The 18,341-nt window shown below is 36.8% G+C and carries 13 protein-coding genes, 1 tRNA gene, 2 pseudogenes and 1 other annotated feature; of the genes and pseudogenes, 14 read left to right on the top strand and 2 right to left on the bottom strand.

The window, feature by feature from the left end:
• Positions 1 to 16: 16 nt before the first annotated feature.
• The 3 genes from BN358_RS20940 to BN358_RS20930 all read left to right on the top strand — a co-directional run bounded on the left by BN358_RS20940 (position 17) and on the right by BN358_RS20930 (position 2,343).
• Entirely contained in the window at positions 17 to 1,291 is a 1,275-nt protein-coding gene (locus tag BN358_RS20940; protein ID WP_306461338.1) for a DNA recombination protein RmuC, read from the top strand.
• Between the two features lies 1 nt (position 1,292).
• On the top strand, positions 1,293 to 2,186 hold the full coding sequence (locus BN358_RS20935; protein ID WP_019230494.1) for a GGDEF domain-containing protein: 894 nt from the start codon (positions 1,293 to 1,295) through the stop codon (positions 2,184 to 2,186).
• A gap of 71 nt (positions 2,187 to 2,257) precedes the next feature.
• A tRNA-Leu gene (locus BN358_RS20930) sits at positions 2,258 to 2,343 on the top strand.
• A 278-nt stretch (positions 2,344 to 2,621) separates the two neighbouring features.
• Here BN358_RS20930 and BN358_RS20925 read toward each other — a convergent pair.
• A complete protein-coding gene (locus BN358_RS20925; protein WP_019230493.1) occupies positions 2,622 to 3,986 on the bottom strand; it encodes an MATE family efflux transporter in 1,365 nt (454 codons plus the stop codon).
• Positions 3,987 to 4,106: 120 nt separating this feature from the next.
• Between BN358_RS20925 and recQ the strand changes: the two genes are divergently transcribed.
• The 10 genes and pseudogenes from recQ to truA all read left to right on the top strand — a co-directional run bounded on the left by recQ (position 4,107) and on the right by truA (position 16,572).
• Positions 4,107 to 6,293 carry a DNA helicase RecQ gene (gene recQ / locus BN358_RS20920; RefSeq protein WP_019230492.1) on the top strand — a complete coding sequence of 729 codons (2,187 nt, stop codon included), beginning with the start codon at positions 4,107 to 4,109 and terminating at the stop codon, positions 6,291 to 6,293.
• Entirely contained in the window at positions 6,290 to 7,159 is an 870-nt protein-coding gene (gene rsmI, locus BN358_RS20915) for a 16S rRNA (cytidine(1402)-2'-O)-methyltransferase (protein ID WP_019230491.1), read from the top strand. Before recQ ends, rsmI begins: the two co-directional genes overlap by 4 nt.
• Before the next feature lie 8 nt (positions 7,160 to 7,167).
• Complete coding sequence (locus tag BN358_RS20910) at positions 7,168 to 7,842, top strand: DUF554 domain-containing protein (RefSeq protein WP_019230490.1); 675 nt, start codon at positions 7,168 to 7,170, stop codon at positions 7,840 to 7,842.
• An 18-nt stretch (positions 7,843 to 7,860) separates the two neighbouring features.
• Positions 7,861 to 9,270, top strand: a complete 1,410-nt coding sequence (locus tag BN358_RS20905) for a Na+/H+ antiporter NhaC family protein (protein ID WP_019230489.1) — start codon at positions 7,861 to 7,863, stop codon at positions 9,268 to 9,270.
• Positions 9,267 to 10,178: a malate dehydrogenase gene (locus BN358_RS20900; protein ID WP_019230488.1), complete on the top strand. Its 912-nt coding sequence runs from the start codon at positions 9,267 to 9,269 to the stop codon at positions 10,176 to 10,178. Before BN358_RS20905 ends, BN358_RS20900 begins: the two co-directional genes overlap by 4 nt.
• A 320-nt stretch (positions 10,179 to 10,498) precedes the next feature.
• Positions 10,499 to 12,213 (top strand): annotated as a pseudogene (locus BN358_RS20895) (phosphoenolpyruvate carboxykinase (GTP)).
• A 130-nt stretch (positions 12,214 to 12,343) separates the two neighbouring features.
• Positions 12,344 to 12,572 (top strand) — a binding site (T-box leader).
• 389 nt (positions 12,573 to 12,961) lie between these two features.
• On the top strand, positions 12,962 to 13,999 hold the full coding sequence (locus BN358_RS20890) for an ABC transporter substrate-binding protein (protein WP_019230487.1): 1,038 nt from the start codon (positions 12,962 to 12,964) through the stop codon (positions 13,997 to 13,999).
• A 117-nt stretch (positions 14,000 to 14,116) separates the two neighbouring features.
• Positions 14,117 to 14,983, top strand: coding sequence for an ABC transporter permease (locus BN358_RS20885; RefSeq protein WP_019230486.1), 867 nt, complete (start codon positions 14,117 to 14,119; stop codon positions 14,981 to 14,983).
• Positions 14,977 to 15,753, top strand: coding sequence for an ABC transporter ATP-binding protein (locus tag BN358_RS20880; protein WP_019230485.1), 777 nt, complete (start codon positions 14,977 to 14,979; stop codon positions 15,751 to 15,753). The genes BN358_RS20885 and BN358_RS20880 overlap by 7 nt, the downstream gene beginning before the upstream one ends.
• A gap of 81 nt (positions 15,754 to 15,834) precedes the next feature.
• A complete protein-coding gene (gene truA, locus BN358_RS20875) occupies positions 15,835 to 16,572 on the top strand; it encodes a tRNA pseudouridine(38-40) synthase TruA (protein ID WP_019230484.1) in 738 nt (245 codons plus the stop codon).
• Positions 16,573 to 16,827: 255 nt separating this feature from the next.
• Here the strand turns inward: truA and BN358_RS20870 are convergent.
• Positions 16,828 to 17,551 (bottom strand): annotated as a pseudogene (locus tag BN358_RS20870) (ATP-binding protein).
• A gap of 96 nt (positions 17,552 to 17,647) precedes the next feature.
• Here BN358_RS20870 and BN358_RS20865 point away from each other — a divergent pair.
• Positions 17,648 to 18,337, top strand: a complete 690-nt coding sequence (locus BN358_RS20865; RefSeq protein WP_019230482.1) for a Crp/Fnr family transcriptional regulator — start codon at positions 17,648 to 17,650, stop codon at positions 18,335 to 18,337.
• The last annotated feature ends 4 nt before the right edge of the window (positions 18,338 to 18,341 follow it).

Genomic DNA, 18,341 nt, shown 5'->3' with positions numbered 1-18,341 from the left:
AGAAAAATATGGACAAATGTTCGAAAATATTATAAAGTATAGGTATTCAGGAGGTGTCAAATTGGATGCAGCAATAATGGCAATGCTTATACTATCAATAATATTAAATGTAATCCTTTTGTGGAAGACATCAAAACGAGACATGGAAGAGCATATAATATCTGAAATAAAAATTAATTTAAGCCAGAACAACATGAATCTCATAGATTCAGTAAGCAAGAAAATATCCGATTCAGAACAAAAACAGCTCAGGGAAATTTTGACCAACAAGCTTGAAACAGTGGAGAGGATGGAGAAAAATACTACTCGTATGACTGAGTCTTTCATGAATTTTTCTCAGACTACATCAAAATCTTTAAATGAAAATTTCCAATCCCTTACTGAACGGGTGGGAACAAATCTTGATAAAATAAATATGCGTGTTGAGGAAAGGCTCAGCGAAGGATTTGAAAAAACAAACAAAACTTTTGCCAACATTCTTGAAAGACTTTCTAAAATCGATGAGGCTCAAAAGAAAATAGACAGCCTTTCAACAAATATAGTATCATTACAGGACGTGTTGACAGATAAGAAGAGCAGGGGAACATTTGGAGAGGTTCAGTTAAACCATATTTTGTCCGTTGTGTTTGGGGACAAAAATGACAAAATATATGAACTTCAAAAAAAACTTTCTAACGGAACAATTGCCGATGCAGTGCTTAATATTCCAGAACCTGTTGGGATGCTTTGTATTGATTCGAAATTCCCTCTTGAGAATTACCAACGAATGATTGACACAAACATCAATGAAACAGAAAGAAAGATTTATTCAAGAGATTTTAAGACAAATGTAAAGAAGCACATAAACGATATTTCTTCAAAGTATATAATTAATGGACAAACATCAGAACAGGCCATAATGTTTATCCCGGCAGAAGCCATATTTGCTGAAATAAATGCTTACCACCAGGACATAATTGATTATGCAGGTGAAAAGCGGGTGTGGATGGCTTCACCAACAACAATGATGTCTGTTTTATCAACTGTGCAGGTTGTGCTCAGGAACATGGAAAGAGAAAAATATGCTGTTGTTATACATGAAGAATTGAACAAGCTTGGAAGGGAATTCAAGTTGTACAAGGACAGATGGGATTCTCTGGCAAAAGACATAAAAAGGGTTTCAGATGATGTGGATAAAATCAATATTACATCAAATAAAATCGAGAAAAAGTTTGACAAAATATCAAAAGTGGAAATAGGCATGGATCAGAGTGAAGATGTTATTGGGGAAGCGGTTATTACGGAGGAATAATATGAGTTTTTCAAGCAAACAGGAAGTTTTAGATTCTATTTTAAAATTTAAAGGATTGTATGATGTTGTCAGAATTGTAGATCCCGGTAAAAAAAGCGTAGAAGACAAGGATGGAACAGCTGTAAATACCCACTGTTACGATTTCTGGGATAAAGGAGTGCCTTGCGAAAATTGCGTAACTTCAAGGGCATTGAACGAAAACAATACATTTCACAAAATAGAGTTTAAAAAGGGAATTATTTATTTGATCACTTCATGTCCGGTTAAGGTAAAGGAAGATACTTATGCCCTGGAATTGTTAAAAGACATTACAAACACAGGAATAATTGAAAACGAAAGCATTAGAAGCGAAGAAGAACTGGAGAAATCAATTGAAAATTTAAATAAGAAACTTGTAATTGACGATCTTACAGGTACATATAACCGTCGATTCATCAATGAAAGACTTCCTGCAGAAATATTTTTTGCATTAATGAACAAAATAAGACTGTCATTGATAATGATGGATGTGGATGATTTCAAAAATATAAATGACAGCTACAGCCACATGGCTGGAGATTTAATATTAAAAGAAGTAAGTGAAATAATGAAATCAAGCATCAGAATGAACATAGACTGGGTTGCCAGATTCGGGGGAGATGAGTTTTTGATTTGTCTCAATGGTGCAAATGAAGAAGCATCATTAAGAATTGCAGAAGCCATAAGACAAAGGGCAGAAAAAACAGCAGTAGAGTATAATGGAAATAAGATAAAGACTTCATTGAGTATAGGTATCTACACATTGGACAATGAAGACATAACAGCTGAAGAGCTCTTAAGACGGGTTGACATGAACATGTATGAAGCTAAGAAAATGGGCAAAAATACCATTTTTCAAGATAAAATGAACCACTAAAATAAATAAAAAAAGTTTAAAAAAACTCTTGCAATTTATTTGACGGTATGCTAATATATAAAAGTGGTTCCGCCGTAGTGATGGAATGGCAGACGTGACGGACTCAAAATCCGTTGGTGGCAACACCGTGGGGGTTCAAGTCCCTTCTACGGCACCAATTTTAAAAGAAAAAGAGACTTTTATAAGTCTCTTTTTTTATGCCTATTAAGATAATAGCAGCGTGTCTTCGCTGACACTTATAGACCGCCCTGCGAACCGGTTAATTTGGTAATAAGCGGCGAATCTGGATTCCAATGTGTAGGGGAGGATTGCTGTCCTCCCGAAAATAAAAATATCGAAATAACGACAACGGACGGATACAAGATACGCCAATGCGATGTGTAGAAATTAGGTTTGTCAATAGCCTGACTGGCAGTTGCCAGTTTTTTTATTTCATTAATTCATTATTTCATTGTCGTCAAGTATTTTATTTATCTGAAGCATGAATGTGGTGAATGTAACTGTTGCTGCAATAAAATCTGACACCGGCTCTGCCAGGAACACTGCAAATACCTTATTCTCAAAGAAGTGAGGAAGTATGTAAATCAGCGGAATCAAAAGTATAATTTTTCTTAAGAGAGCCAGAAACATTGAAACACGGGATTGTCCCAAAGCAACAAATGTCTGCTGGCATGAATTTTGTGCAGCCATGACAAATGCAGTTGCCATGTAAATTCTTGCTGCCCAAACGGAGTATTCCTTTAAGGCTGGGTCATTAGTAAACATGGAAACAAAAGTGCCCGGGAATATCATCATCATGAGCCATGCGGTTGTGGTGTAAAGAAAGGCACATTTTATAAGCAGTTTGAATGTTGCCTTTACCCTTAGGTTATTTTTAGCTCCGTAGTTGTAGCTTGTGATTGGCTGAGCTCCCTGAGTAAGTCCCACCAGAGGAAGATGAATCATTTGCATGAGGCTTGACAGTATTGTCATTGAACCAACAGCCAGATCACCGCCGTATTTTTGCAGTGATGAATTAAAGGCAATGTTAAGAAGGCTTTCCGTGCTCTGCATTATGAAAGGAGATACTCCAAGCAACAACACGGGAATTATGATGGATTTATTTATTTTCAGGTTGCATTTTCTTATTTTAAGGCTTGTTTTTGGTCCTGTAAGGAATTTCATTACCCAAAGTGATGACAGCGCCTGGGAAAGAACTGTTGCCAATGCAGCTCCCTTCACGCCCATATTAAGTCCAAATATGAATATGGGGTCCAGTACTATGTTTGTGACTGCTCCTATTATTACAGTGAGCATGCTGTACTTTGCATAGCCCTGTGTCGATATGAAACTGTTTAGTCCAAGAGTGAGTTGAACAAATATTGTTCCTATGAGGTATACATTGAGGTATTCAAGCCCAAATGATATAGTGTCTTTGCTTGCGCCGAACATCCATAGAAGTTTTTCACCGGATGCCAGGAATACGGCTGTAAGTGTTATTGAAATTATAAGCAGCATGGAAAAACAGTTTCCAAGTATTTTTTCTGCCTCATCATGATTTTTTTCTCCCATTTTAATGGCGGACCTTGGGGCTCCTCCCATGCCCACAAGGCTGCTGAAGGCTGTTATGGTCATGATGACAGGCATTGTTATTCCCACTCCTGTCAGAGCTGCAGGCCCTGTTTCTGCCATGTGTCCTATGTATATTCTGTCCACTATGTTGTAGAGCATGTTCACTATCTGAGCGGTTATTGAAGGTATAGCAAGGCTTAATAAAAGCTTACCTATTTTTTCTGTACCTAGATTGTTTGTATGGTTCATTTTTATCCGTCCTGTTTTATTTTTAGTCCATAGTATTATATAGCCAAAAAAATTTTTTGGCAACTTTATATTGTTTTCTATTCATGATATAATAACTTATTAAAAATAAAAGAGGTATATATGTTGGAAAAGGCATTGGAGCTTTTGAAAAAATACTATGGCTATGAATCATTTCGTGAAGGACAGGAAGAAATAATCAATAACATATTGTCCAAAAGGGACGTGCTTGCAATCATGCCAACAGGCGGAGGAAAGTCCCTGTGTTACCAGCTTCCTGCACTCATGCTTGATGGCACGGCAATAGTTATATCGCCGCTTATTTCCTTAATGAAGGACCAGGTGGACACCCTCAGGCAGATGGGAATGGAGGCTGCATTCATAAACAGCACGTTGTCTGTTGCTGAGCTTAGAAACATAATTTATGAAGCAGAAAGAGGAAATTACAAACTTCTGTACATTGCACCTGAAAGACTTGAGTCTGAAGGATTCACGGAAATGCTTAAAAACATTAAAATATCCATGATAGCCGTTGATGAAGCTCACTGTGTTTCTCAGTGGGGACACGACTTCAGAACAAGCTATTTAAAAATAAAAGAAATTCGTCACATGACGGGCCAAAATCCTGTAGTTTCTGCATTTACAGCAACTGCAACTGCCCAGGTCAAAGAAGACATAATAAATTTAATAGAGCTTAAAAATCATTTTGAACTTATAACCGGTTTTGACAGAGAAAATTTAAAATTTGAAGTCATTAGAATAAATAAAAAGTTTCCTTTTGTTTTGAAATATGTTGAGGAAAACAAGGGAAAACCAGGAATAATATATTGCATTACAAGGAAAATTACTGACGAGGTGTGCGCAAGGCTTATAGCTGCTGGGCATAAAGCAGTGAAATACCACGCTGGATTAAACGACAGGGAAAGAGCCTCCAATCAGGATGATTTCCTTTATGACAATGCAGATGTTATGGTTGCTACAAATGCCTTCGGCATGGGAATTGACAAATCAAACATAAGATACGTCATACATTACAACATGCCCAAGAACATAGAAAGCTATTATCAGGAAGCCGGAAGAGCCGGACGTGACGGAGAATCTTCAGATTGCATACTGTTGTTCAGTCCATCAGACATTGTAATGAACAATTTTCTCATTGAAAGCAGCTTCAATTTTTCGAGCAAGTCCAAGGAATATGAAAAGTTAAGGGACATGACAAATTATTGCAACACGGATAAATGTCTGAGGAAATTTCTCATAAGCTATTTTGATGAGAAATATGAAAAAGAATACTGCGGAAACTGCAGCAGCTGCTTAAGTACCGTAGAAAAAAACGACATAACACTTGAAGCTCAAAAAATCCTCTCATGCATATACAGAATGGGTGAAAGATTTGGAAGCAACTCAATCATTGATGTTCTAAAGGGTTCATCAAACCAGAAAATAAAAGCAATGAAGTTTCACGAACTTACAACATACGGCCTTATGAAGGAATATGACAAGGACACATTGAAGGAAATCATATCTGTACTTGTTTCAGAAGGCTTTTTAGCCGTAAGCGGAGGAAAGTATCCTGTGCTGAAAATTACACAGAGCGGAAATATGGTTCTTCGCGGAAAATGCAGTGTAGAAATCAAAAAAGTATTTGCAAAGAGCAAGAGTGCAGTTGAAACACTGCCTTTTGAAAAAGATTTGTTTGATATTCTTAAATCATTGCGAAAGGAAATTGCAGATAAACTAAAGGTTCCTCCATTTGTAGTTTTTTCAGATGCATCTTTAAAAGACATGTGCATTAAGTACCCTCTCACAGATGAAGAGTTTCTCAATGTTTCAGGTGTGGGTAATGTGAAGGCTGAAAGATATGGCAAAGAATTCATCAAGGCTATAACAGACTACACCAAGAAAAACAATATTGCTGTACAATCAGTAAAAAATGCTGAACATAAAAATAATATTGACACAAAAAGCGTAAGCAATCCAGATATAGCAAGTACAAATAAATCTTTAAAGGAAGACACATACCTTACTACCTACAACCTTTATAAACAAGGAAAAAGTGTGAAGGAAATTGCAGCTGAAAGAAGTCTCACTGAAAATACAGTGGAAAATCACCTTGCTCACTGTGCAGAAACAGGATTTGAAATAAATTTCAGTGAGTTCATAAAAGCCGAACATGAAGAAATGATAATGAAAGCAATTGAAAAGCAAGGAACAGATAAACTTAAACCAATTAAAGAATGTTTGCCTGATGAAGTAACATATACAGAAATCAAATTTGCAATATGCAAATTTAAGAGGAGATTAACATGAGCAGATTATACATTGTTCCCACACCCATAGGGAATTTAAAGGATATGACGGAAAGAGCCGTTGAAACGTTAAAGGAATGTGATCTTATTTTGGCAGAGGATACAAGACATACACAAAAGCTATTAAATCATTTTGATATAAGGACGAAACTTGTTTCATACCACAAGTTCAATGAAAAAACAAGAAGTGAAGAAATAGTCAATGAAATTTTAAGCGAGGAAAAAAACGTGGCACTGGTAACAGATGCAGGAACGCCATGCATATCTGATCCCGGTTATGAGCTTGTAAAAAGAGCCAGAGAAGAAGAAATTGAAATTATAGCACTGGCAGGCGCATCGGCTGTCACCATTGCACTTTCTGCCGCAGGAATAGACACTTACGAATTTGCTTTTTACGGGTTCTTACCCAGAAAGAAAAGTGAGCTTGAAGAAGCCCTTGAAAAAATCAAGAAAAATTCCGTAAAAACATTTATAATATATGAATCACCAAAAAGAATAATTAATCTTATGGAAATCATAAGCACAATTATGCCAAACTCAACAATTTGTGTAATGAAAGAGCTCACAAAGCTTCATGAAAATTCATTTTACGGAAGCGCTGAGCAGGTACTTGAAAAACTCAAGAATCATGAAGATGTTGAAAGAGGAGAATACGTGCTGGTTGGCTATAACAACGACTGGGAAGAAAATCTCTCCACAGGCCCGGCTGTGAGCCTGCAGGCGATTTTGTTTGACAAACTTATACAAAAATATTATTCTTTAAAGGAGGCTGTCAATGAAGTCGTAGAGGAAGGCATTGCATCAAAAAACGATGCATACAAGGCTTCGCTTGAAGTGAAAAAATTCATAGAAAATTACAACAAATAGGGGGAAGCATGTTAGGCACAATAGTAAACGCATTGGCAATTGTAGTCGGAGGAATAATAGGAATCATTTTTAAAAACATAATTCCAGATAAGCTGTCTGAATCTCTTCTGAAAGCAACAGGTTTGGCTGTTGTGACTGTAGGAATAAGACTTAGTCTTGCTGGTGAAAATCTCACACTGTTAATAATTTCTATCATAGCTGGAACTTTAATTGGAGAATTGCTTGATATTGAAGGAAGGCTTGACAGATTGGGTCAGAATATAGAAGGAAGAATTAAAAACAAGGATAGCAACATCACTGCAGGCTTCGTATCCTGTACTCTTGTGTACTGTGTTGGATCCATGTCTATTATGGGTGCCATTCAAAGCGGTCTTACAGGAAACCATGAAATATTGTTTTCCAAGGCACTGATTGACGGTATAGTTTCAATTTCAATGGCTGTTTCAATGGGTGTGGGCGTAATATTCTCGAGCATAAGCGTATTGCTTTATCAGGGACTGTTGACAATACTCGCACAATTTGTACAGTCTTTGTTGAGCCCGGAAGTTATAAGTGAAATGACTGCCGTAGGTGGAACTGTAATTATGGCTATAGGACTTAATTTCCTGGAAATTAAACGAGTTAAGGTTGGAAATATGCTTCCTGCTATTTTCCTGCCAATATTATATTTTATATTTTTTTAATGTAAAAGAGGTGCTAAATTGAGTAAAATAAAATTGGTGATAAATCCTGCTGTCATAATGGCAGTGAGCTTGTTTTTCATAATAGGCTCCATAGTTTTTTCTGTACCGCTGTACTATGGATTTATTGCAGGCATTGTTTTTACAGTAATTGTTCTTAAGAAAAGCGGATATGCACTTAAGGAACTTCTTGAAACAATTGTTTCAGCAGTTTTTGAAGTGAAGAATCTAATAATAGTCATTTTGTTTATAGGTGCCACAACTTCCATATGGCTTGCATCAGGAGTTGTTCCCACAATTATGTACTACGGCTTCACATACATGGAAGGCGTGAATTTTTTAATGGCAGCATTTTTAATAATGACAGCTGTGTCTTATTTTATGGGAACAGCCATAGGAACCATGAGCACTGTGGGCATCTCACTGTCAGGCATAGGGCTTGGACTGGGTATACCCCTTAATCTCATGGTGGGTGTTCTTGTTTCAGGAGCATTCATTGCCGACAAAATATCACCCCTGTCAGGACTTGTGAACCTGACCATGACGGCTATTAACAGAAACTACAAAGACATTTTAAAATCTACTCTCGTGACATTGCTGCCAACTATAGCAATAACAGCAGCAATTTATTACATAATGGGCCTTAATTATATGTCAGGAGATTATAGTAAGCTTATATTGTACAAAAATGCAATTGCAGAAGGCTTCAACACTTCAAAAATTCTTTTGCTGCTGCCTGTGGTTATTCTTGTACTGTCTGTTTCAGGGCTTAAATCAATTTACACTCTTTGTGTGGGAATAGGTGTGGGAGCTGTATTAAGCATTGTTTTTCAAGGAATGACAATGGCTGAAGTCATTAATTCTATTTTGTTTGGCTTTCACGGAAAAACTCCCTCAGAAGAACTCAACAAACTTCTGGTAAGCGGAGGAATGGTTGCAATGATTGAAGCAATATTTATTGTAATAAGCGCCATATCATTGGTTAAAATATTTGAAAAGGGAAATATTCTTATGCCTCTTATGGATAGGCTGGTATCAGGCATAAACACAAAAATAAACCTGGTTCTCAGGACGGGATTCATAAGCACAATTCTTACAATTGCCACTTGCGATCAGACAGCAGGTATTATACTTCCTGCAAGAATACTTAATGACAAGTACAAGGAGCTTGAACTTGACAATGCTGTGCTAGCAAGAACAATCTCTGATACGGGAGTAATTGTAGCACCATTAATGCCCTGGAACATTAATTCATTTCTCATTAAGCCAATTATGGGGATAACAGCAGCCCAGTATGCCCCTTATGCAGCATTGTGCTATGTGTGCCCGCTTGTAAGTGTTGCAGCAGCATTTTTGTTATACAGGAGCAAAAATCACAATGATATACAAAAAACAAATGATGTATTAGACATAATTCAGGAGGAAAATTGAATCTAGCTATTATTGGAGGAAACGGAGCAATAGGCTCCACAACAGCCTTTTTGACTGCTCAAAAAGGAATATATGATGAAATAAAACTTTTGGGAAGAAAAACAAATGTACTTAAAAATCATGCCATGGACATGGAGCATGCCCTCATGCCTTTCTCAAAGACAGTGGTTTCTTTTGCAGAATATGAAGATATAAGTGATTGCCAGGTTATTTTCATAGCAGCGGGAGCACCGGAAAGGAAGGTAGAATCAAGGGAAGAGTATTTGAAGGACAATATAAGGGTTATTGATGAAGTGTTGGAGAATTCCTGCTATTTCAACAAAGATGCAATCATACTCACTGCAACAAACCCAATCGATGTGTTCAACTTTTATCTGTACAAAAAGCTAAAAAGGGACAGGATGAAAATGCTTGGCTTTTCAGCAAATGACAGCTTGAGACTCAGGTGGGCTGTTGCTGAAAAATTCAACCTTGATTTTAACAAAACAGAAGCTTATTGCATAGGCGAGCACGGAGAAGACCAGGTACCTTTAATGAACTGTATAAAATACGACGGGAAGAAATTTGATGTAGCAGATGAAACAAAATCTGAAATCAAAAAAATTCTTGTGGATTGGTTTTTGAAATTTCAAAATCTTGATGCCAAAAGAACAAGCGGATGGACTTCTTCTGTGACTGCTTCAGAGGTTCTTGAAGCCATAGCATGTGACAGTGGGAAAATCATTGAATGCTCTGTCCCGTTGGAAGGGGAGCTGGGATTTAGAGATGTATCCCTTGGCATGATGGTGAAGCTTGGGAAAGAAGGGGCAAAGGAAATAATAATTCCAGAGCTTAATGATGGGGAAAAAAGTGCAATTAATAAAGCTGCAGCCAAAATAAAGCAGCAAATAACACATTTAAATATATAATTTTTGAGAAGCTTGGTTTTTAATAAAAACCGTAACAAGCAGCTTCTCTTTCTTTTTGCAAAAAATAATTAAGTTAACATTTTTAATTTAAGAAAATACAAAAAAAAGCTTAGTTAATAAGAAAGTTATTTTAAGGGTTGCAACCGGTAATGTGGCGTAATATAATACAAATAGCTATTAAATAATATAACACATATATTGAAAATAAAGATATAATATAACACATATATTAGGAGCGTATCATGCATAATTTAACTTCAAACCAAAATGTTTTAACTTGGATAGATGATATCGTCAAAATGACAAAACCAGCAAATGTCATGTGGATTGATGGAAGTGAAGAACAGCTGAACATTCTCCGTCAGGAAGCATGTTCAACAGGAGAAATCAAGGCATTGAATCAGGAAAAGTATCCGGGATGTTACTATCACCGTTCACGCAAAGACGACGTTGCAAGAATGGAAGACAAAACATTTATTTGTTCAAGAGATAAAAATAATGCAGGAGCAACAAACAACTGGAAAAGTCCTGAAGAAGCATACAGCATGGGAAGAGAAATCTACAACGGCTGCATGGAAGGAAGAACAATGTACATAATCCCTTATTCAATGGGGCCTGTTGGTTCAGAATTTTCCAAAATAGGATTTGAAGTGACGGATTCAATTTATGTAGTACTGAGCATGAACATCATGACAAGAATAGGACAAAAGGTTTTGGATGTTCTTGGAGATTCAAATGACTTTGTGAGAGGGCTCCACGCAAAATGCAATCTGGATATAGACAAAAGGTACATATTCCATTTTCCTGAAGACAACACTATATGGTCCTGCAATTCTGCTTACGGCGGAAATGTTCTTTTGGGAAAAAAATGCTTTGCTTTAAGAATTGCTTCTTACCAGGGATGGAAGGAAGGGTGGATGGCTGAGCACATGTTGATTTTGGGCATTGAAAATCCAGAAGGAGAAGTAAAGTATGTGGCAGCAGCATTCCCATCAGCATGCGGGAAAACAATCTTGCAATGCTTATTCCTCCCGAGCTTTACAGGAAAAAAGGCTACAAGGTATGGACTGTTGGGGACGATATAGCATGGCTTCGTATCAAGGAAGACGGAAGACTCTGGGCTATTAATCCTGAAGCAGGATTTTTTGGAGTTGCACCTGGAACAAACGAAAAATCAAACTACAATGCGCTCATGTCAACTAAGAAAAATGCAATATTTACCAACGTTGCTTACAACTTGGATGATGATACTGTATGGTGGGAAAAATTTGATGAAAATCCTCCGGAAAACGGCCTGGATTGGCAAGGAAATCCATGGAATGGGAAAAAATCCAAGGAAAAAGGAGCACATCCTAATTCAAGATTTACTGCTCCTGCTAATAACTGCCCATGCATTTCATCACAGTTCGAATCTCCTGAAGGAGTTCCGCTGTCAGCAATAATATTTGGTGGAAGACGTGCAAAGACTGCTCCTCTTGTATATCAGTCAAGAAACTGGCAGCACGGAGTATTTGTGGGTTCAACACTTGCATCTGAAACTACAGCTGCAGCATCAGGCAAGGTTGGAGTAGTTAGAAGAGATCCTATGGCAATGCTTCCTTTCTGCGGATACAACATGGGTGATTATTTTGCACACTGGTTGGGAATGGGAGAAAAAATGAGCAATGCTCCAAAAATATTCCATGTAAACTGGTTCAGGACAAATGACAGGGGAGAATTCATGTGGCCGGGTTTTGGCGACAATTTCAGAGTGCTTGAATGGATTTTGAAAAGATGTGAAAATGAAGTTGATGCTGTTGAAACACCTATAGGAAATCTTCCATATGCTGAAGACATAAACTTCGAAGACATGAATATAACAGACGAAACTGTTGATAATTTGCTTAAAATTGATGTTAATTCATGGCTGGAAGATGAAAAAGGAATAGAAGAATTTTATGCAAAAATCGGGAATACTGTTCCTCAGCAGCTGAAAGAAGAACTTAACAACTTGAAGAATAATTTAAACATGTCTATTGCAGACATAGTAGCTTAAAAAGATTGGCGGAACGGCATAGCTGTTCCGCTTTTTATATTTAGAATTTTTGAGATGAAAAAGTACAGAAAATATTTTTTAAAAAAAGTGTTGACAATGTTAGATGTTTCGTTTAAGATGTGGATTAATAGTTAATGCGTTGAAGCAGAGAAAAGTATTTTGGAAGTCTACAGAGAATTGGTGGTGCTGAGAGCCAATGACAGAGAAATATAATATACACTGCTGAGCTGGTTTGTTCAACGATAATTCAAGTAGACAAACACGTATACCTACGTTACAGGGTTAGAGGTTGTTAGACCTCGAAGAGTGATGATTTTTAATCATAATTAGGGTGGTACCGCGGATCTTTCGTCCCTATAAGCACATTTAAAAAAGTGTGTTTATAGGAATGAAAGATTTTTTTTTATGACCTAACCCAATTTATTCGACCGGAGGGAGAAATAAATTGTTGGTAGGTCAAACGCAACGAGTTCCCAAATTATGCGACCGTAAGGAGCTGATAATTTGGTGAACGAGACTGCGATATGACCAGCGACAACCTCAGGAAGTCAAAGGTAGGTCAAACGCAATGAGAACCAAATTTTCGCGACCGTAGGGAGCAAGAAAATTTGTGTTCGAAACTGCGCATGACCGTCGACAACATAGTTGGTGGTCTCAAATAATTATCACATTCCAAAGAGATTAAAATATTAAACTTTGCGCAGAGTTGAAATATGAACAATTAGAATCAAAAATTATGGAGGATATTATGAAATTCGGAAAAATTAATAAAATTATAGCAATAGCAATGTGCGTGCCCATGATTTTGGCTGGCTGCGCAAAAAGTGACGCTGCAGACAAATCAGAGGCAGCTGCTCAACCAAAACAAACTACAGAAGAAGCAACATCAGTAAAGGAAGAACAATTTACCATAGGAATAGCAGAACTTGTACAGCATCCGGCACTTGATGCTTCAAGACAGGGATTTATAGATGAACTTGCAAATCAAGGCGTTAATGCAGTCCTTATAGACCAAAACGCTCAAGGTGAAATTTCAAATGCACAGATGATAGCAGAGAAATTCGTTAAAGATGATGTTGATTTAATATTTACCATAGCAACTATTACATCTCAGGCTGCGAAGCAGGCTATTGAGGGAACAGATATACCGTTAGTTTTCACAGCCGTTACAGATCCTGTTTTTTCACAACTAGTTACTGCAATGGACGTTACGGACAACAACATTACAGGAGTTGTAGATGCAGCTCCAATAAAAGAAAACCTGGAACTTTTCAAGGAACTTAAAAAAGATATAAAAACAATAGGAATTATTTATAATATAGGTGAATCAAATTCAGAGGTTCAAGTCAACCAGACAAAAGAAATTGCAGAGAGTTTAGGACTTACAATTGAAACAGTGGGAATTTCAACTGTAAATGACATACCTCAAGCTGTTAACACTGTTTCTAAAAATGCAGAAGGCCTTTACATTATAACAGACAACATGGTTGCATCATCAATTTCACTGGTGGCTAAGCTTGCTCAGGAAAACAAACTTTTAACAGTATCTGCAGACGGTACACATGTTGATGAAGGAATAATGGTTTCCAAAGGAATAAGCTTCTACGGAATAGGAAAGCAATCAGCAATAATAGCAAAAAAGATTCTTGTGGACAAGGTTCCTGTTTCTGAAATACCAGTTCAGACAGCTCCTGAATTTGAAAAGAAAGTAAATGTGAAGACAATGGAAGCACTTGGTTTCACAAAAGACAATCTTGCATTTGAAGGAGCAGAGTTTGTCAATTAAGAATGAAGAATGAAGAATTATTAGATTAATCAAGGATTTGTGCTTTGCACAAATCCTACCACAATTCTTAATTTTTAACTATTAATTCTTAATTAATTAACGGAAAGGATGACATAAATGAACACATTAATGATTGCATCAATTGAACAAGGCCTCATATTTGCAGTGCTTGCAATAGGAGTTACCATAACATTTAAAATACTTGACTTCGCAGACATGAGCGTTGAAGGGACGTTCCCAATGGGAGCATTCATATTTTCAAAATTCATTATAGCAGGAGCGTCACCATTAACAAGTACTCTACTGGCATTTTTCCTTGGTACTCTTGCAGGTCTCATTACTTATACACTTAACATAAAACTGAAAATCAAGTCTCTGCTTTCTGGAATTCTCACAATGACCATTTTGTATTCAGTAAATTTAAGACTTAACGGAAAATCAAACATAGGACTTTTTAACTACTCTTCCATATTTGACGGTAGGGAAGCAGTGATAGTGTTAATTATAATAATAGCAGCCGTCAAAATTCTAATGGACATGTTTTTGAAAACAGAAGTTGGATATCTTTTAATAGCAACAGGAGACAATGAAACCCTTGTAAAATCTCTTGGGGAAAATTCAAACAAGTACAAAATGATAGGACTCATGATATCAAACGGGCTTGTGGGATTAAGCGGAGCCATGATGGCACAGTATCAGGGATTTGCAGACATAAACATGGGTATGTCAATTATAGTTACAGCCATAGCTTCAATAATAGTGGGAGATACCATACTAAAAAAATCAAGGAAGCTTAAAAATACAACAAGAGCAATAATGGGAGCATTGGTTTACAAATTCATAGGAGCAGTAGCCATTGACCTGGGACTGGCACCTACGGACCTAAAGGCAATAAATGCAATAATAGTTATTTTGTTTTTAAGCTACAATACATTTGCGCCGGAAATAAAAAATAAGAAATCAACGGAGGCAGCACAATGCTAGATATAAAGAACATGTCAAAGAGCTTCAACATAGGAACGGACAATGAAACAAACATATTCACAAGCTTTGACTTCCATATAAACAAGGGAGAATGCACAGGGATTCTCGGAGCAAACGGCTGCGGAAAGAGTACGTTGTTTAACATAATAAGCGGGGCAATAATACAGGAAGAAGGAGACATAGTATTAAACGGTGATAACATAAACCGCCTGAAGGAAAATGAAAGGGCAAAATTCATAGGAAGAGTGCACCAGAACCCTTCAGCAGGAGTGTCTCCATCTCTCACAATACTTGAAAACATAAGCCTTTCAGACAAAAAATGCCAGAAGTTCGGCTTGAGAAAGCTCATAAACAAGAATAAAATAAACCAGTATAGGGAAATGCTAAGCACACTTGACTTAGGCCTTGAAAACAAGCTTGACACGGAAGTGAAATTTCTTTCAGGAGGGCAAAGACAGTCTTTGTCACTTTTGATGGCAACAATGAACAAGCCGGAGCTTCTTCTGCTTGATGAACACACGGCAGCACTTGACCCAAAGACATCAAGGCTCATAATGGAAAAAACAAAGGAGCTCATAAATACCCACAGCATTACAACAATGATGATATCCCACAACGTGAGAGACGCCATAAAATATTCAGACAGAATAGTGATGCTTGACAAAGGACGTGTCATACTTGATGTGAAAAACGGATGTATCACAGAAAAGGAACTGCTTAATATTTACAACTCAAGGAATTCAGGAATGATGTTTCAGGAAGCTGTGTAAGAACAAACTTGTGCCATAATGTTTTTTAATATATAATGTCATTATAAAATGATACAATAAATAATTGTTAGCGGAGAAACTATGAGAAATATAAAGATGATAATTCAATATGACGGCACAAGGTACAAAGGCTGGCAAAAGCAGACTGAAGACATAAACACTGTACAGGGAAAACTTGAAGGCATATTGAAAAATATGACAGACGAAGAAGTTCAGCTTGTAGGCTGTGGCAGGACGGACACTGGAGTTCATGCCATAAATTATACTGCAAACTTTCATACAAATTCAACCATGAACACGGAGGATATGCACAAATACCTGAATGATAAGCTGCCTGATGACATTGCAGTAAAGTCAATAAAAAATGCAAGCGAGAGATTCCATGCAAGATACAACATTTTGTCAAAGACATATATGTACAGAATAAACAACAGCGGAATTAAGAATGTTTTTGACAGAAAGTACATTCATAGTATAGACGAGAAGCTTAATATTGAAAAAATGAGAGAATGTGCAGCTGTCCTTGTAGGTACCCATGATTTTCAAAGTTTTACAACTCTTAAGTCAAAAACAAAATCAACTGTAAGGACTGTAAATTTCATCAACATTGAAGATAATGACGGCATCATTGAAATAAATGTTAATGGCAACGGGTTTTTGTGGAACATGGTAAGAATAATACTTGGAACATTAATTGAAGCAGGCAAGGAAAAGTTAAACCCTGAAGATGTGAAAAACATTCTTGAAGCAAAAAAAAGAGCCGAAGCAGGCCCAATGGTACCTGCAAAAGCACTTTTCCTGAAAGACGTAGAATACTAATCAATAACAATGAAGAATTAAGAGTTAAGAATGAAGAATTAAATGAAGAGAACGGCTAGCCGTTCTCTGTTTTTTTAAAAAATAATGTATAATAAGTGTTTAGATTATCTAAAATCCCTGAATTATCAAACTGTAGGGGCGGACCTTGTGTCCGCCCGCTGTATGAAAGCAAACAGCCCCATGAATTATTAACAAAAAAGGATTTGTGCTCTGCACAAATCCTTTCATTAATTTTTAACTCTTCACTCTTAATTCTTAATTTTGAAGAATTCTTCCGTCTGATGTAACTATCTTGAAGTCCCACGGAATCATTTTTCCTGAGTTTAATAAAGCTGTCTTTACTGCATTTACAATTCCTGTGCAGCAAGGAACTTCCATTCTCAAGACTGTTATGCTTTTTACATTGTTGTTTTTCAGTATTTCAGTGAGTTTTTCTGAATAATCAACACTGTCAAGTTTAGGACATCCTATGATTGTTACTTTTCCCTTCATGAATTCCTGATGAATGTTGGCATATGCATATGCTGTACAGTCAGCTGCCACAAGAATATGAGAATTGTCAAAGTATGGAGCATTTGGCGATACAAGTTTAATCTGTACAGGCCATTGTCTCAACTGACTTGTAAGTTCTGACATTTCTGCTTTCACTGCCTTTGATACTGCAGGGGCTGTATTTACTTTGATTTCTTTTGCTGTATGTCCAGGACATCCGCATGGAAGAGGCTCCTGCTTGTTTTTTCTTTCTGCCATTCTTTTTTTCAACCAGTTCCTTGTCGAACTCTTCAGCGTCTCTTTCAATAATTTCAATTGCATCAACCGGACATTGAGGGAGGCAGTCACCAAGACCGTCGCAGTATACGTCTGACAACAGAACAGCTTTTCCATTAATCAGTTCCAAGGCTCCTTCATGGCACGCATTTACGCACAAACCGCAGCCGTTACATTTTTCTTCATGTATTTTAACTATTTTTCTTTTCATATTTATCCCCTTTAAATTTTACTTTACTTATTTATTATAGTATATTAAAATAAAAAAGTAAAGTATGTAACATATGTTACTTAATTTGAGGGGAATATGGAAGATATAATAAAGTTAATAAAAGATAATCAGTTGTTTGAAAATATAAACGAAAATGAAATCAAATCAATTCTTAAATGCAGCAAGGCAACAGTTGAAAGTTACCAGGAAAATCAAATAGTCTTTGAAAAAGAAGACACCATTCAAAAAATGGGAATAGTTCTTGAAGGTGAATTCAACCTGGTTTCGCAAAAATACAGCGGAACCAGAGTTATAGTAACTTCTCTTGAAAAAGGTGATTTGTTTGGAGAAGCTTTGATTTTTTCTTCTATTAAAAAATCGCCATACGACCTGGTGAGCTCAGGAGACAGCAAGGTCATTCTCATTCCATACGGAATATTTGTCAACATGTGTCAGGAAGTGTGCAACTTCCACAAGCAGCTTATAAGCAACATGCTTACAATTTTGTCAGATAAAATTGTTATGCTCAACAACAAGATGACAATTCTCAATGCAGAAACGCTGAAAGGGAGAATTGCCCTGTATCTGTTATCTATAAACAAAAAAACCAAGACATTGACATTCAACATGCCCATGAACAGGCAGGAACTGGCAGAATTTCTAAATGTAACAAGGCCATCTTTGTCAAGAGAACTTTCAAACATGCAAAAGGACGGCATAATTGAAATTTACCGTTCATCGGTCAAGATAAAAGACATTGAAAGGCTTAAGGAACTGGCTGACTGACAAA

This window comes from Sedimentibacter sp. B4, from assembly GCF_000309315.1.
GTDB lineage: Bacteria > Bacillota > Clostridia > Tissierellales > Sedimentibacteraceae > Sedimentibacter > Sedimentibacter saalensis.
Note: the sequence above shows the minus strand (reverse complement) of the source record. Positions and strands in the feature narration are given on the sequence as shown.

What these genes read in the sequence shown, in the direction of transcription:
- BN358_RS20890 (WP_019230487.1), top strand. Translation starts at nt 12,962, where the DNA reads ATGAAATTCGGAAAAATTAATAAAATTATAGCAATAGCAATGTGCGTG.
- BN358_RS20910 (WP_019230490.1), top strand. Translation starts at nt 7,168, where the DNA reads ATGTTAGGCACAATAGTAAACGCATTGGCAATTGTAGTCGGAGGAATA.
- recQ (WP_019230492.1), top strand. Translation starts at nt 4,107, where the DNA reads ATGTTGGAAAAGGCATTGGAGCTTTTGAAAAAATACTATGGCTATGAA.
- BN358_RS20885 (WP_019230486.1), top strand. Translation starts at nt 14,117, where the DNA reads ATGAACACATTAATGATTGCATCAATTGAACAAGGCCTCATATTTGCA.
- BN358_RS20925 (WP_019230493.1), bottom strand. Translation starts at nt 3,986, where the DNA reads ATGAACCATACAAACAATCTAGGTACAGAAAAAATAGGTAAGCTTTTA.
- BN358_RS20865 (WP_019230482.1), top strand. Translation starts at nt 17,648, where the DNA reads ATGGAAGATATAATAAAGTTAATAAAAGATAATCAGTTGTTTGAAAAT.
- truA (WP_019230484.1), top strand. Translation starts at nt 15,835, where the DNA reads ATGAGAAATATAAAGATGATAATTCAATATGACGGCACAAGGTACAAA.
- BN358_RS20940 (WP_306461338.1), top strand. Translation starts at nt 17, where the DNA reads ATGTTCGAAAATATTATAAAGTATAGGTATTCAGGAGGTGTCAAATTG.
- BN358_RS20880 (WP_019230485.1), top strand. Translation starts at nt 14,977, where the DNA reads ATGCTAGATATAAAGAACATGTCAAAGAGCTTCAACATAGGAACGGAC.
- BN358_RS20935 (WP_019230494.1), top strand. Translation starts at nt 1,293, where the DNA reads ATGAGTTTTTCAAGCAAACAGGAAGTTTTAGATTCTATTTTAAAATTT.
- rsmI (WP_019230491.1), top strand. Translation starts at nt 6,290, where the DNA reads ATGAGCAGATTATACATTGTTCCCACACCCATAGGGAATTTAAAGGAT.